We start from the raw sequence: 13,296 nt of genomic DNA, 5'->3' as shown, positions 1-13,296 counted from the left end.
TTATGTCATTTTACGATGCTAGTAACAGTGTAAACCTTGATGATGTTAAAGCTAAGTTAGAACAACAAGCGAAAGATGCCAACACAGAAGTGACGGCAGCCATCAAGAACCTAGAAACCAATGCCGATGATCCATCAAAGCTTGCCGAGCTTCAGCACGCGATCAACAAATGGTCTGTTGTTTACAATATCAATGCGACCACCACTCGTGCGATTAAAGATGTGATGCAGTCGATTCTCCAGAAGGTGTAAAGCATGGAACGAGAAACGCGCCAACTGCTGGCTGAAATCGCGCTGATGGCAACAGGTATGCATCGTCATCAAGAAGCCAACACGATTGCAGATGGCCTTGAAGCAAGCTCAGGTTCTGAAGAGACCGTTGCGATGATTCGTGCAATGAGCCTCATGAATAAAGGCTTGTATGAAGAGGCTCATCAATTACTCGAACCACTTTGTAATGCCTATCCAGATCTGATCAGCTTAGCGGCTCTTGCTTCTGCCAAAGCCGGTTTACTGAGCAAAGCGGAAAGCTGGGTAGAACTTGCGTCACAAGGAAGCGAAGAAAGCCAAGCATTTGCTGCGAGCTTTTCTCAGGACATTAGGAATCTTGGATGATCATTGATTCAAGCAACCTAAGTCTTCAACACCAATCTTTGCGTCAGTCGGAGTCGCGCCATTATGAGCGGAGCGATGAAGACAAGATGAAAGCACTCATGGAGCGAAGTGACAAGCAAGAGCAAGTTTCACATGTTTCTCCAAAAGAGACGCTAGAGAAAACAGAAGCGAAACTGGCGGAGATTAAAGCGTGGTACGAATCATTAAAAGACGCAGAGGTTGTCAGTAAGCAAAGTGTCTTATCATCGTTAAATGAAGCGTTTTCCGACCCTCAAGTTAAACGAGAGGCAATGTGGTACGCCTTTCATGAGGCGAAGAGTGCAAAAGGCAACGAGCAGCCACAATCTGATTTGTTAAAGGTGTTGAAGCAGGAGTTACTAGGGAGTTTTTCGGGACAGCTTATTGCCGAACCACCTGCTGATAAAACAGCACTAAAAGCAATGCTAGCGCAGCATTTTCCACTGGGTGCCCAGAAAGAACAAGCCTTATGGCATTGCTGGGCAGAGTTGAAGTCGTTACCTGATATGGCATCAACACTGGACATGGTTCGTGATGAACTTAGCTTCATGATCCAAAAAAATGCGATGGTGAAAAACATCATGACTCACAGTCACAAGTTAGATTTATCTTAGGAGTACATATGATAAATACGCAGTACACCGAGGTGATGCAAACCAACATTGATAAGTTACAGGATGCGCAAGTCGAAGACGGTTTAAGCGAACGTTTTGAGCAAGCCATGTCGGTTCCCGAGGCAAGTAATGGCCTGGAGGGCGGTTTGCTAGAAAACATCAGCGAGTTGAAAAACACTATCGATAACGCGAAAAGTAACCTGCAAGACAACATGAAGATGGTGGGTGATGATCCGGCGCAATTACTGCAAATGCAGTGGGCGCTGACACGCATTACTTTTCAAGAAGAGCTGATCGCGAAAACCGTGGGTAAAACCACACAAAACGTAGAAACCTTATTGAAGGCACAATAGTGATGATGAATAAAATGAGAGCAGTTTTCATCATGCTCACGTTGTTTCTGGTAGGTTGTCAGACCGAGTTATACACCAACGTTACTCAGAAAGAGGGTAATGAGATGTTGTCGATCTTACTATCCGAAGGTGTCGTTGCAACAAAAGAGCCTGACAAAGACAACACCGTCAAGTTAATGGTAGACAGTTCTCAAATCGCCTTCGCGGTAGATGCGCTAAAGCGAAAAGGTTATCCAAGAGAGCAGTTTTCTACACTGAAAGAGGTGTTTCCTAAAGACGATTTGATCTCGTCACCATTAGCAGAACGAGCACGTTTGGTGTACGCGAAATCTCAAGAGCTCTCGTCAACCTTATCTCAGATTGATGGCGTGCTGGTGGCACGTGTTCATGTTGTTTTGGAAGATCAAGATCTGCGTCCAGGAGAGCGTCCAACTCCAGCTTCTGCCTCCGTATTTATTAAACACGCGGCAGATATTGCGCTTGATTCATATGTTCCGCAGATCAAATTATTAGTGAACAACAGTATTGAGGGGCTGAACTACGATCGAATCAGCGTAGTGATGGTACCCTCATCAGAGGTTCGAGTTGCTACTCAAAACAATCAATTTAAAAGCATTTTGTCGGTTCAGGTCACCAAAGAGACGGCGAATAATCTTATCGCCATTTTGGTGTTCTTGGTAGCGGCACTCATCGGCTCGAATATCGCTACCTTTACATGGTGTCGTAGGAACACGAAGCGTGGTTAAACCAGAAACACCACTCGCGCAGGTACAACACCAGTTTAACTATGCGCCTTGCCAGTACATCCATAGAAGTTGGATAGAGCAAAAGCAGCCTTGGTTACTAAATATCGAAGGCTGGAGAGATAACCCCATGTTCAACCAATGGTGTATCAATGAGTGGGCGTTATCTCCCGTTCCTGAGACGGCTTTTAACAGACCTTGTCATAGTTTGGCATTGCTCCCGACAGACGCGTTGAATCAACTCGTATTGATGGTGGGTGGAGCTTTGCATTGTGTTGCGATGCGAAGCGTTGTCTTAAAACACCCGAAACAGGTTCTGAACAACGTTTTTGGTTTGGAAGGCGCTCGGTTCTTAATTCAAAACGGGCCGATGCTGTTATCCAGCTGGCCGCAAGGCTGGCAGCGTTCGTTACCAGAACTACTGGATGAAAGGTCTGTTGAAGCAAGCATGAGGGCGCTGGGATATTTTTGGATGAGGTTTATTTTGATTAACTCACCGGAAGATGTTGTTCTTCGTTGGCAATTCAAATTGGAAAAGCAACTTAGCGAAAACGCGGAAACAGCTAACTGGTTGGAAGCGGATCAACGAGATCTGGCGTATCGACTCACAAAAAAAATCGCAAAACAGGTTATTCCTCAATGGTTTCATTTGTTGAAATAAAAACAGACAATTTGCAGCTGGCACCTGGCTTAAAGGTGCTGAAAGCGAAAGATTATGCCAGTTATCTGGATTCGCAACACTTAGTTGAAGCCGCGAACTCCAAAGCTGAAAGCATCATTGCTAATGCCCAACAAGCCTACGAAACCGAAAAACAACGTGGTTATCAAGATGGCCTTGCACAAGCCAAGATTGAAAATGCGCAAACGATGGTTGAAACCTTAGCACGTTGTAATGACTACTATCAGCAAGTCGAAGAAAAAATGACAGGTGTGGTGTTAGAAGCAGTACGTAAGATCATCGATACCTTCGATGATGTCGATACCACGGTGAGTGTAGTTCGAGAAGCGTTGCAACTGGTGAGTAACCAAAAGCAGGTCATTTTACATGTCCACCCAGAGCAGGTTGTTGAGGTGAGAGAAAAGGTGGCTGGTGTATTAAGTGACTTCCCTGAAGTCGGTTACGTTGACGTGGTAGCAGATGCGCGCTTGAAAAATGGAGGCTGCATTTTGGAAACAGAAGTTGGGATCATCGACGCTAGTATTGATGGACAGCTGCATGCATTAAAGCAAGCCATGGTGAAGCAGCTCAGCGAGCGTAAAATTACGATTCATGAATGAACCTCAAAAACTCAGCACTTGCTGAGTTTTTTCATTTTAATGCCTTTAAACAAAAAAAATCCGACCATTTCTAAAATATTCACTGCCATAAATCCTTAAGAATACACCTAAGAAAGCTGCTTAGTTGATAAGTGTTGCAACTAAGCAGCGCCTCTAAAACAACAAAATAGGATTATTTAGTCGAATGGCTAATGGATTTATAACTTCTTTACTGACAGATTTTGCCAGCCGCTGCCAATTGGAGCCGTTGGTTTTTGATGAGGATGATTGTTGCCATCTACTCGTTGAGCAAAACACAGCAATCACAATTCGTGCACAAGAAGATCGTGTGACGCTTATCGGGCTGATTTCAGGTAATAAACCGAGTGCTGATATTTTGCATCAACATATGAAAGATGCCTTAACGCAAGGCTCTCCAGCGGTATGCTGGGAGGAAGAGACCGGATATATCGGTTTCATACACCTGCCTCAGCAACTGCTAACTGCATCTTTTTTCGATGAGTCATTTGCGAATTTCATCGAGTGGTTAAAAAGTGCGAATACACAAGAAGTAACCAATAAAACAACCGAAGTACCGGAAACGAATACCACTCATTTTTCCACATTAAGGGTTTAAAACATGATCAGTTTTGGAAGTGTTAGCGCGTTGCAGGCCGCCATGCCGCAAGCTCGTAACGAGATACTTAACGAAGGTAAGCTGAGTATTGGTGGCAAAGAATACCAAATCAACGCAGCGACCCAAGAATTTACTCGCGCCAATCCTATGAATGGTGCAGTAGCGCGATTTTTTGAAGCGACAGGAAAACTGTTTCGCGAAGGTAGCCCACAATCGGTAGCGAAAGCCCTTACAAAAGCCGTATTTGATAATGAGCAAGGACAAGCTCAGCGTTTACAAGCTGCTTCTTCTGTTGAGCATGGACAAATGTTCTTCAAAGATGGAAGCATAAAAACCGCATCAGATGTCTTAAATGCCTTTGCGAAGTTAGACAGTAAATCAGTTCAGTCGAACTCTGCTGAGCTAAACCAGTTAGCAGAGCGAGCGATGACAGAGGCAATGTTAGAAACCGATTCTGGTAAAAACCTCACATCACTGATTGGCGAAAGTGCAGCGAAGTCGCTTGCTGGACGTGTAGTAAAAGACTTCGGCGGTGGTGTATCTGCAGCGAAGAAAAACCCTGCAGGTAGCATTAATCAAATGCAAGCGGTGTTTGATATGGAGGTGATGCATCTTAAATCGGCGCAACGTCATATCGAAGGTCTAGCAAGCACCGATCTAAGCCAAGGTGTATACGCTGAAGGACTGGCAGAGGACGCGTTTAACAAAAGTGGCGTAACCAATAATGTTGAAAGAGCTGCGGCGTGGATCATTAATGCTTCTAACTCTAAAGGAAACGATGCCGAAAATATTACGTCTTTACTGAAAGAATACGCGTCTAATGGTAAAGATTTATTGAATATGGAAAACCTAAAAGAGCTACACGCTCGATTGGTGCCTAATGTTGAGCGTGATTACCGAGGGCCAAATATTTCGGGTGGTACTTTGCCTTCAAGTATTGGCGGTGAGGGCATGTTAAAGCAGCACATTGAAGGCTTTTTGAAAGAGAACCCTGTAGAAGATAAAGACTTAGGTAAACATTTGTTCGCCGGAGTTATCGGGTACCATGGCTTTACCGATGGAAATGGTCGCATGGGGCGCATGCTATACGCGATAGCAGAACTTCGTAACGACTCGTTCAATCCTTTAGCTATGGATGCAGAAAATAGCCTTCACGGTATTAAGTGATTTTCTACTTCTATTTAATTTTCGGAGCGGCGATTGCCGCTCTTTTATTTTCCAGCTTGACCTTAATTTTTCTTCTCAATAAAACGGCTAATAGCAATAAAAATGAGACGTTGAAATAAAGTGTCGGTTTCTATCTCGCCATAAAATCTCTTTTATCCTTATTCGCTTATTTAAACGAGCCGTTATACCCAAGTGGCTTCGCTGCAATAAATATATCGATGTCACTTAGTTATAATAAATTAGACAGGACACAACATGGATACAGGAAAGATTAATATGCTTCTCTCTGAGCTAGGAGAAGTGCTGAACCTTGAGCGCGTGACAGCGTATGACGATCAAATGTGGTCACTGCATTTTGCTGAAAACAACAGTGTCGATGTTCTGCTCGTAGAGGAAAAAGGCGAGTTATTGATTTCCAAAAACCTGCTTATAGAACAAGATGATATTACGCTAGATAAACTTCAAGTTTTACTTGAATACAACTTCTTGTATCGAGAAACAGGTGGTGTGCAGTTTTGTGTGAATCCAACACGCAAAGACGTTGTTCTTCAAGTTGCTATCGCGGCTGGAAGTGAACTCACCAACATTGCTAACTTAATCATTCAGTTGAATGAATTAGTTGATACTTGGGTACAGTTATTTCAAAACAACACGGTTGTAGATTTTAGCCAAACAGACGTACACGCATTTATTCAAGTTTAAGGCATCACACATGGTCAATATTAATACATCGCACATGCACTCGTTGAGTCAGTTAACGTCACATTTGGCGACACAAAATCAAGCTGACGACAAAGAGGTTCGAGCACATAACGGCAAAGATATTTTTGTTAAAGAGGGTGCACCAAAAAATAAAAGTATCAGCGCGCGTATTAGCCACCAGAATAAAGCGAAAGATATTGTAGTGAGCCTGCTTACTAAGCAGGGTATTCCTAAAGATGTTGCGAAGCTCATGCTGAAAAATGTGTTGAATGGTGAAAACAAGTTAACGCTTGGGAGTCTGAAAAATCTTGAGAGATTGTCGTCTGGTCCTAGCTCAAATTGGCCAACTGCACAAACGGCAGCCTCTTCTTCCAAAACCAATAAAGCTTCATCGAGTGTCGCGCTTATCAACGAACATAAAGCCAACCTTCAAAAGCTTGGTGATTTTGCCTGTACGGACTTAAATACGTTCGGTGTTAAGGGGTCACAGTTTTATGAAACAAAAGGAAAGCCACGACTAAAAGAGCTTCACGCGGATCAAGCGCGAATCATGCAAGATCACAGAGCGACGATGTCCGCAAACGGAGTTCAAGCTGCAGCACAAAGAGGAACCGCACCGCAATTAAGCACTCTACAGAACATTGCTAAGGCAGTACAAACCGCGAAAGCCGGCTGCTGTACTACACTTGCCTTTGCTGCCGCCGCTGAGATGATTCAAGGCATGTCAGGAACACCTGAAAGTGAACCCAAAGTAGAAGTGGTTGCGTTTAAAAAGGGTCATTCAGGTACACACCTTTATGTACTGGTTGGTCGACAAGAGGAGAGCGACATAAAAGATCCATCAACGTGGAGTAAGGATGTGAAAATTGTTGACCCGTGGGCGACATCTGCATTCGGTGCACCAATGTTTGGAGATGCACAACGACCACCTGTTTCGAATATGTTCCCGCCAACAGAAGTCATTTTTGATAGCCATAAACTGGGTTAGTCACTCTGCAAAAGAAGTGAGCAAATACATCATGCTAAGCATCTAACCTTTATTGAAAGAGCAGCTCTGAGCTGCTCTTTTTTATTACTCTGGCAACTCGATTTTAGAGCGAGATTTCTGCGGAAAACCTCACAATGAAGGCGAAAAAGTGACAAAAATAAAGCCATTACCGACATCGTTCAATCTGCAATCGTTGTTCAATAGAGTTATTGAAACAAAAGGAAAAAGTTATGAACACGATTCAACAACTGCTCTTGGAGTTTTGCCAACTCAATGAGTTGCCCGAACTGAATTTTGAAGAAAATGAACGTTGTCAGCTACTGGTCGATGATCGCTACATGTTGTATTTCATCGCTACAGATACGGATGATTTGATGCTGTCTGTAACGTTCGGAGGGTTAGAAAAATCCGGTGAACAACGACTAAAAGGTTTAGAGCTTCTTGCTCATGCTAACTATCAAGGAATAGGTAGTGGCAGCCTCGCACTTGCTTTGGCTCCAAACGGTCGACAGCTTGTCTTAGCAGGACGTAAACCCGTTGAGCATCTAAATACGACGAACCTTACCGCTTGGTTTCACGAAGTTATTGAACATGCCGAGCTGTGGCAAGCGCGTTTCGCAATGTTGGATCAAGCGATTCCAACCACCTCTAATCATGAACAAGCTCATGTTCAATCACTTCGTGTGTAGGAGAGAAAAATGGTTAATACAACACAAAAAATCAGCCAAAGCCCAGTACCTGATCTAGAACAGTTTCGTGCAGTTGCTGCGCAAAAAGATGATCGAGTGATCAGTAAAAGAGGTGAAGTAAAAGAACCTTCCACATTCCACAAAGGTCATAAGTTTGCTTCTATTCACGAAGGCGTATTGAGAAGCAAATACACTAAGTTTTTCCAAGAAAACATCAAAACTCACCTTGATTTAAAGCAGGCGCTACTTAAGCAAGAAAAACCTGAGGTTGCGCTGTTGGCTTACTCCCTAGTGAGTCCTTCAGGCTATCGCGGTGAGCCACTTACTGAGCGTAAAATCTTAGAAGTTGTCAGCCTATTGGATGAAATAAAAGTGAGCAGCGATACGTACCAGCAGCTTAAAAATACGTTTGATGCGATCAGCAAAGATCCGCGTATGCAGGTGAGTTTAGAAGCCCAGTATCCAGGAAAAATGGATGGCTTCGCTGCTGAACTGTTACAGATGGGCAAAGAAAAGCTAAAAGGTTCTGGTGTGAACGCCGTTATTAACTTGGCATTACCTGGCGTTGGCTTATTGATTTCTACAGGTAGAGAGTTGCACAAAGCGGCCGTAAATGGTGATGCTGAGGCTTACCATCATCAGTTAGAACAAATTTCACAGCTGCCAGGGCGAGATCAACGTCTTTCTATGCCGATGCAGCAAACCTTGGCTCAAGGTCATGCGATACTGTCGGCTGAAGGTGGCATTGGAGCTACGTTAGGTATGGCGACGGGGAGCCTGGGCACGTTCGGTGTTAGCTCTGTAGCAACGGTGGGCGTCACACCGATAGCAAAAGAGGCAATCGGTTCTGCGGCAACGACTGCTATCATGAGCGGCGGTGGTTTTGTGGCGAACCAAGCTGGAGCATACGGACTAAATACAGAAGTCAAAGAACAACTCATGCAAGGTGAGATGTCTGGTGTTTTACCAAGGCTTGAAGTTTCTAATGCTAAAGGAGACTTTACCTTCAGTATGCAAGATCCGGCTTCTGTCCGCGCATTAATGGCGTACCTTGGTCCTAAGGAGAATACTGCAATGACTTCTCCTCAAGCGCCTAAAGAGGCACAAGAGATGGAAACCGCTCGATTAACACTGAAAAAGATGTTGGGTTCAGAGCCAAGTGAGCACTTGGTTCCTGACGTAGACTCTATCTTGAAGCTAAGCCCAGAGGATGCACCAAGTAAAACCGAGTCTATTGCTAACGGGGCGTTTAAAAAACTGTTAGGAGAAGATTGGGGTTGGCTCATGCCAGCTGTTCGAGCGATTGATAAAGGGGAAGCAAGTAAAATAAACGAAAAGCTCACCTACAAGCTCCCCCTAGATGCAGCAAACGGACGAGTTTATCTTGATAAATGCCCAAACCTGAGTGACGTCCAGTTAGGTGCGCTAGAAAAATTAGGCTCACCAAGTCAATTGCGATTGATGTACTTGGCAGAAGGCTGGGTGTAATTTCAAATGGTAAAGTAGGGAGTAGGTGCTGCTCCTTACTTTATCTACCGTCAGCGTTACTTTTTGGGGCTGGCTCATCGCCATTGAATTTAATTTTTCGACTGAAGAAACAAACACACAAGTGTCAACGTTATACCAACCCAACCAATGAGAGAAATTTCTTCCCCAACAATCGCAACTGCTAGTGCTGCTGCGATAACAGGTTCAAATAGCGTGAGTATGCTAGCTCCACTGGCTGTAACAAACCGTAGCCCAAACCCAAAAGCGACGTAACCTAACCCCATTGGAATCAAGGCCATGTAGAGCATGACCGTCGTATTAGTTGACGATGCAAATAGATTATCACCCGTGATGAAAAGTGTTGGTAGAAGCAAAACTCCACCAATACCAAAAACACTTCCCATGGCCGTTTGCGATTCAATGCCGTGGTCAATCATAGCCTTTACTCCCCATGAGTAAATGGCGTACGTCAAACCTGCCAATAGGCCAAGTAATACACCCCAATGCTTCATATCCTGATCAAATAAGCTATTTGCGGATGACTCAGAAGCCAGCAACAAGGTAATGCCAATGACCCCGATTGCGAAACTCATCATCCAGCGCTTGGTTATGGTCTGATTTCGGCTAAAGAGACACTCTAACAAAGCAGAAAAGAAAGGAGCAGTGGAGATAGAAATAACCGTACCAATAGCCACACCAGCGAATCGCATTGATGAATAAAAAGCCAGTGGGTAGGTGGCTAAGGCGATAATACTAATCAGTAACGTTTTCTTCTTATGTACGACTTTTCGAAAATCTCTCTTAAGTGACTTCGCAGATAGACATGCTTGCATAAACCCACCAATACCCATAGAAAATGCGCCAATGGCGAGAGCACTGACATCCGGTGCCAAGCTGGCAGCGGTGCCCGTCGTTCCCCACAGGGTTGAAGCAAAAAGTATGGATAAAGTTCCTAATTGATAGTCGGTGAAATGTTTTTTTAACACTGTAATTTCTACCTAGTGAATGGCTGTTTTAGGGTAGAAAGAATAAAAGAAAGCGATAGAGATTTTTGTGCTGAAAAGACGGAATACTTGTTCCAGAAGACTATTTTAGTGACTATCGGGAAAACTCTCTAGGAGACATACCAAAATGCATTGAAAACCGTCGACTAAACGCGGAAAGGTCACTATAACCAACTCGTTCAGCTATCAACTGAACTGGAAGGTCTGTATGAGTCAGTAGTGCTTTGGCTTTTTCCATACGTTGTAGTGTAATGTACTTATGGACGCTCACTTTTAGCTGCTCTTTAAAAAGCTTTTTAAACTGCGTCGGACTCAAGCAAGCGGCATTCGCTAATGAGGCAATGGTGAGTGGCTGATCAAGCTGCTCCGCGATCACAACCTGTACATCTCGAATACGCAAATCCACGGAGCGAGACCGCTTTTGCTGCTCCAGCAACAGATAGAAGGTTGCAACCATTGAGTTTTCAATTTCATCATTAACCTGATACTCAAGTTGCTTTTCGACAAACTGGATAAAGCTCAGTAGAGGCGGGCTAATCGAAAACACAGCCACACTATTATCCATCAAATGAGTGGGCAAAGTGGTCATATCCGCAACAATAAAGCGTGATGACTCTTCGGCATTAAACCCGTGAGCACAACTTTTGGGGATGACTATGCAGTCGCCAACCGCCACCTTTCCGACATAGCTATCCATATCAATATGTATGTTGCCCTGGAGAGGAAGCACCAGTTGATGATAATCACTATGAGTATGTCGGCTCATACGTTTCGTGTAGGAGCGAATGCTTAAGCTAGATTTCATAAAAACAACATACAGTTAAAGGATACCGCATTATAGCGTTGAAAGTATCGAGGTTGAAAGCTGGGCAGTTGTAAGCCCAGATCTTGAATGGGGTGTGGTTTGTTAGTCCGCCTCGGACTCTAACGAAGCCAACCAACGAAGCACTTCCGCAGTTGCCTCAATAAGATCGCTTGGGATGTACTGGTCGACGTTACCGTCGGCGTATAGTGCACGAGCAAGAGGGACTTTTTGCATCACAGGCACGCCTTCCTCTTTAGCGATTGCGACCATACGTTTGGCTACCGCATCGGTTTCCATCAAAGTGATGACGGGCAGGGGCGTTTCGCCTTTCTTGTAATAAAGGCCAACCGCGATATGTGTTGGGTTTGTAACTAATACATTAGAACGTTTAACGTTTTCACGTTGATTAGAGGCTTGTAGCTCTTGGTGTAACTGACGACGTTTGCTTTTTATTTCTGGACTGCCTTCCATCTCTTTGTATTCGCGCTTCACTTCGTCCTTGCTCATTTTGAGCTTTTTCGTGTGATCAAACTTCTGGTACGCAAAATCTGCGGCAGCGATGACGATGAAGCCTACCGAAGAGATAATCATTAATTGTTTAATCATGACGCCAGTAATGGTCGGGACACATTCTAGCCCACAAGTTGGAATTTGCATTAAAGCGTTGATGTTACCGCGTAATGTCACCCAGATAATGCAGGAAAGAAGAGAGACTTTAAGGATCGACTTGATAAACTCAATCACACTCTTGAGGGAAAAAATGCGTTTGGCACCTTCGACGGGATTGATCTTTTTGATGTCGGGTTTAACGGATTCACCACTAAATAGGAACCCGAACTGCCCCATATTGGAAAAGATGGCGACGAGTGCAGCAACCAGAATAATCGGAGCGAGTAGATAGGCAATTTCTTTTGCGATGGCGATAGCGACATCGACTAGCGCATCTTGGAAACCCTGATAAGCAAGCTTACTTGGTAGGAGAATAAGCGCTGAGATGTGCGACATGTAATAATCGGCGAACGCAAACAGTACAATTATGAGCGCCAAAATTAATGCAGACGATACGATTTCTTGGCTTTTGGCAACCTGACCTTTCTGTCGAGCATCGCGTAACTTTTTTGCGGTGGGTTGCTCAGTTTTTTCTGCACTCATAAAGAATCCTAAGCGTTATTGCCAAATGGTATTGAGTTGTTCTGCGAATCGGGTAATGCCGTAAAACTGTACTTCAAAGTGATCCATCATTATTCCGAGATACACGATCAGTAAAACACTCGCGATGGCACTTTTTATTGGCATGGCAAGGAAAAAAACATTCAATTGCGGTGCAAAACGACTGATAAGCGCCAGACCAAACTCAGCAAGAAACATTGCCAACACTAGTGGAGCGGACATCAACACACCAAGCCACATAAGCTGTTCAAATTGCGCGTAGAAGAAGCTAACCCATGCGTCGCTAACGGTTGGGAAAAAGTCCACGATCGGCCAAGATGTATAGCTTTTGAATAACGCATAGATAAAAGTGACAAAGCCCCCGCCAGAGAAGAACAGGGTAATCAACGTTTGGGTCAGCAACACGGCTGTTGGTGTGGATTGTGAGCCTAGCGTTGGGTTAAACATACTTGCCATGGCAGCACCACGTTGGTTGTCGACCAGAAAACCGGCCGCTTCTATCGCCCAAAAGGGGATAGCAGCAACAAACCCTATCAATAGCCCAATTAATACCTCCTTACCCAAAATCACTATCAGCCAAATGCCGTCGGTTTCTGCGGGCAAGCTTTGCTGATTAATCATCGGAAATATAAACAGCGCGAGTGAGCAAAGCACACCATTTCTCACCATGGTGCCGCCTAGAATTTGCTTGCTCAAAATAGGCAAAAAGATGAAGCATGCCATTAACCGAGGTAACGTCAGACTGTACAAAAATAAAACCTGGTGTAAGTCGTGATAACTCATCGTATTTGAGGAATTTTATCCATAGCAAGCGAGGCGAAGGCGTGGAGCTCTGCCCCTAGCCATTGCGTTGTGACGAACAGTGTAATAATGACCGCGATAAGCTTGACCACAAAGCCTAACGTTTGTTCTTGGACCTGAGTTAACGCCTGAATAAGCGACACCAATGTACCAACCAATGCTGCGACTAAAATCGGCGGTAATGACAAGTACAACACTAGGGTTAATGCTTGAGTCGTGAAATGAATGATTTCAGCAGAATGCATA

At 44.3% G+C, this 13,296-nt stretch carries 18 protein-coding genes; 13 read left to right on the top strand and 5 right to left on the bottom strand.

Features of this window, described 5'->3' with window-relative positions:
- The first annotated feature begins 2 nt into the window (after positions 1 to 2).
- The 13 genes from sctF (at position 3) to R7E47_RS17035 (ending at position 9,270) form a co-directional block, all read left to right on the top strand.
- The gene (gene sctF, locus R7E47_RS17095; RefSeq protein ID WP_005377199.1) at positions 3 to 251 is read left to right on the top strand and encodes a type III secretion system needle filament subunit SctF; all 249 of its coding nucleotides are present in this window, start codon (positions 3 to 5) and stop codon (positions 249 to 251) included.
- Between the two features lie 3 nt (positions 252 to 254).
- Positions 255 to 614, top strand: a complete 360-nt coding sequence (locus tag R7E47_RS17090) for a YscG family type III secretion system chaperone (RefSeq protein ID WP_005377200.1) — start codon at positions 255 to 257, stop codon at positions 612 to 614.
- Positions 611 to 1,246, top strand: coding sequence for a YopR family T3SS polymerization control protein (locus R7E47_RS17085; RefSeq protein WP_017821342.1), 636 nt, complete (start codon positions 611 to 613; stop codon positions 1,244 to 1,246). The genes R7E47_RS17090 and R7E47_RS17085 overlap by 4 nt, the downstream gene beginning before the upstream one ends.
- An 8-nt stretch (positions 1,247 to 1,254) precedes the next feature.
- Positions 1,255 to 1,599, top strand: a complete 345-nt coding sequence (gene sctI, locus R7E47_RS17080) for a type III secretion system inner rod subunit SctI (RefSeq protein WP_005387149.1) — start codon at positions 1,255 to 1,257, stop codon at positions 1,597 to 1,599.
- Complete coding sequence (gene sctJ / locus R7E47_RS17075) at positions 1,599 to 2,345, top strand: type III secretion system inner membrane ring lipoprotein SctJ (protein WP_086012989.1); 747 nt, start codon at positions 1,599 to 1,601, stop codon at positions 2,343 to 2,345. Before sctI ends, sctJ begins: the two co-directional genes overlap by 1 nt.
- Entirely contained in the window at positions 2,338 to 3,003 is a 666-nt protein-coding gene (gene vscK / locus R7E47_RS17070; protein WP_054728547.1) for a SctK family type III secretion system sorting platform protein VscK, read from the top strand. The genes sctJ and vscK overlap by 8 nt, the downstream gene beginning before the upstream one ends.
- Positions 2,982 to 3,620 carry an HrpE/YscL family type III secretion apparatus protein gene (locus R7E47_RS17065; protein ID WP_005387146.1) on the top strand — a complete coding sequence of 213 codons (639 nt, stop codon included), beginning with the start codon at positions 2,982 to 2,984 and terminating at the stop codon, positions 3,618 to 3,620. Before vscK ends, R7E47_RS17065 begins: the two co-directional genes overlap by 22 nt.
- Before the next feature lie 184 nt (positions 3,621 to 3,804).
- The gene (locus tag R7E47_RS17060; RefSeq protein ID WP_005377206.1) at positions 3,805 to 4,236 is read left to right on the top strand and encodes a type III secretion system chaperone; all 432 of its coding nucleotides are present in this window, start codon (positions 3,805 to 3,807) and stop codon (positions 4,234 to 4,236) included.
- Positions 4,237 to 4,239: 3 nt separating this feature from the next.
- A complete protein-coding gene (locus R7E47_RS17055) occupies positions 4,240 to 5,403 on the top strand; it encodes a VopS family T3SS effector adenosine monophosphate-protein transferase (RefSeq protein WP_318084705.1) in 1,164 nt (387 codons plus the stop codon).
- 255 nt (positions 5,404 to 5,658) lie between these two features.
- Positions 5,659 to 6,105 (top strand): type III secretion system chaperone, encoded by a 447-nt coding sequence (locus R7E47_RS17050; RefSeq protein WP_054576980.1) that lies wholly within the window; start codon positions 5,659 to 5,661, stop codon positions 6,103 to 6,105.
- 10 nt (positions 6,106 to 6,115) lie between these two features.
- Positions 6,116 to 7,093, top strand: a complete 978-nt coding sequence (gene vopR, locus R7E47_RS17045; protein ID WP_318084703.1) for a type III secretion system effector VopR — start codon at positions 6,116 to 6,118, stop codon at positions 7,091 to 7,093.
- A 230-nt stretch (positions 7,094 to 7,323) separates the two neighbouring features.
- Positions 7,324 to 7,782: a CesT family type III secretion system chaperone gene (locus R7E47_RS17040; RefSeq protein WP_318084701.1), complete on the top strand. Its 459-nt coding sequence runs from the start codon at positions 7,324 to 7,326 to the stop codon at positions 7,780 to 7,782.
- A gap of 9 nt (positions 7,783 to 7,791) precedes the next feature.
- Positions 7,792 to 9,270: a CesT family type III secretion system chaperone gene (locus R7E47_RS17035; RefSeq protein WP_318084699.1), complete on the top strand. Its 1,479-nt coding sequence runs from the start codon at positions 7,792 to 7,794 to the stop codon at positions 9,268 to 9,270.
- A gap of 89 nt (positions 9,271 to 9,359) precedes the next feature.
- On the opposite strand, the gene R7E47_RS17030 is transcribed toward R7E47_RS17035, so the two are convergent.
- The 5 genes from R7E47_RS17030 to vscS all read right to left on the bottom strand — a co-directional run bounded on the left by R7E47_RS17030 (position 9,360) and on the right by vscS (position 13,295).
- Positions 9,360 to 10,262: a DMT family transporter gene (locus R7E47_RS17030; RefSeq protein WP_411913451.1), complete on the bottom strand. Its 903-nt coding sequence runs from the start codon at positions 10,260 to 10,262 to the stop codon at positions 9,360 to 9,362.
- A 106-nt stretch (positions 10,263 to 10,368) separates the two neighbouring features.
- Complete coding sequence (locus tag R7E47_RS17025) at positions 10,369 to 11,079, bottom strand: helix-turn-helix domain-containing protein (protein ID WP_021707757.1); 711 nt, start codon at positions 11,077 to 11,079, stop codon at positions 10,369 to 10,371.
- Between the two features lie 102 nt (positions 11,080 to 11,181).
- Positions 11,182 to 12,231: a SctU family type III secretion system export apparatus subunit VscU gene (gene vscU / locus R7E47_RS17020; protein WP_005387129.1), complete on the bottom strand. Its 1,050-nt coding sequence runs from the start codon at positions 12,229 to 12,231 to the stop codon at positions 11,182 to 11,184.
- A 15-nt stretch (positions 12,232 to 12,246) separates the two neighbouring features.
- Positions 12,247 to 13,032 (bottom strand): type III secretion system export apparatus subunit SctT, encoded by a 786-nt coding sequence (gene sctT / locus R7E47_RS17015; RefSeq protein WP_171346037.1) that lies wholly within the window; start codon positions 13,030 to 13,032, stop codon positions 12,247 to 12,249.
- Complete coding sequence (vscS, locus tag R7E47_RS17010) at positions 13,029 to 13,295, bottom strand: SctS family type III secretion system export apparatus subunit VscS (RefSeq protein ID WP_005377227.1); 267 nt, start codon at positions 13,293 to 13,295, stop codon at positions 13,029 to 13,031. Before vscS ends, sctT begins: the two co-directional genes overlap by 4 nt.
- Position 13,296: the final 1 nt, after the last annotated feature.

The sequence above is a fragment of the Vibrio sp. Vb1026 genome, assembly GCF_033338745.1.
GTDB classification, from domain to species: domain Bacteria; phylum Pseudomonadota; class Gammaproteobacteria; order Enterobacterales; family Vibrionaceae; genus Vibrio; species Vibrio alginolyticus.
This window is presented reverse-complemented; position numbering and strand designations above follow the sequence as displayed.

Coding starts and splice junctions, on each gene's coding strand:
- sctF (WP_005377199.1), top strand. CDS start 3: ATGTCATTTTACGATGCTAGTAACAGTGTAAACCTTGATGATGTTAAA.
- R7E47_RS17090 (WP_005377200.1), top strand. CDS start 255: ATGGAACGAGAAACGCGCCAACTGCTGGCTGAAATCGCGCTGATGGCA.
- R7E47_RS17085 (WP_017821342.1), top strand. CDS start 611: ATGATCATTGATTCAAGCAACCTAAGTCTTCAACACCAATCTTTGCGT.
- sctI (WP_005387149.1), top strand. CDS start 1,255: ATGATAAATACGCAGTACACCGAGGTGATGCAAACCAACATTGATAAG.
- R7E47_RS17065 (WP_005387146.1), top strand. CDS start 2,982: ATGGTTTCATTTGTTGAAATAAAAACAGACAATTTGCAGCTGGCACCT.
- R7E47_RS17060 (WP_005377206.1), top strand. CDS start 3,805: ATGGCTAATGGATTTATAACTTCTTTACTGACAGATTTTGCCAGCCGC.
- R7E47_RS17055 (WP_318084705.1), top strand. CDS start 4,240: ATGATCAGTTTTGGAAGTGTTAGCGCGTTGCAGGCCGCCATGCCGCAA.
- R7E47_RS17050 (WP_054576980.1), top strand. CDS start 5,659: ATGGATACAGGAAAGATTAATATGCTTCTCTCTGAGCTAGGAGAAGTG.
- vopR (WP_318084703.1), top strand. CDS start 6,116: ATGGTCAATATTAATACATCGCACATGCACTCGTTGAGTCAGTTAACG.
- R7E47_RS17040 (WP_318084701.1), top strand. CDS start 7,324: ATGAACACGATTCAACAACTGCTCTTGGAGTTTTGCCAACTCAATGAG.
- R7E47_RS17035 (WP_318084699.1), top strand. CDS start 7,792: ATGGTTAATACAACACAAAAAATCAGCCAAAGCCCAGTACCTGATCTA.
- R7E47_RS17025 (WP_021707757.1), bottom strand. CDS start 11,079: ATGAAATCTAGCTTAAGCATTCGCTCCTACACGAAACGTATGAGCCGA.
- vscU (WP_005387129.1), bottom strand. CDS start 12,231: ATGAGTGCAGAAAAAACTGAGCAACCCACCGCAAAAAAGTTACGCGAT.
- sctT (WP_171346037.1), bottom strand. CDS start 13,032: ATGAGTTATCACGACTTACACCAGGTTTTATTTTTGTACAGTCTGACG.
- vscS (WP_005377227.1), bottom strand. CDS start 13,295: ATGCATTCTGCTGAAATCATTCATTTCACGACTCAAGCATTAACCCTA.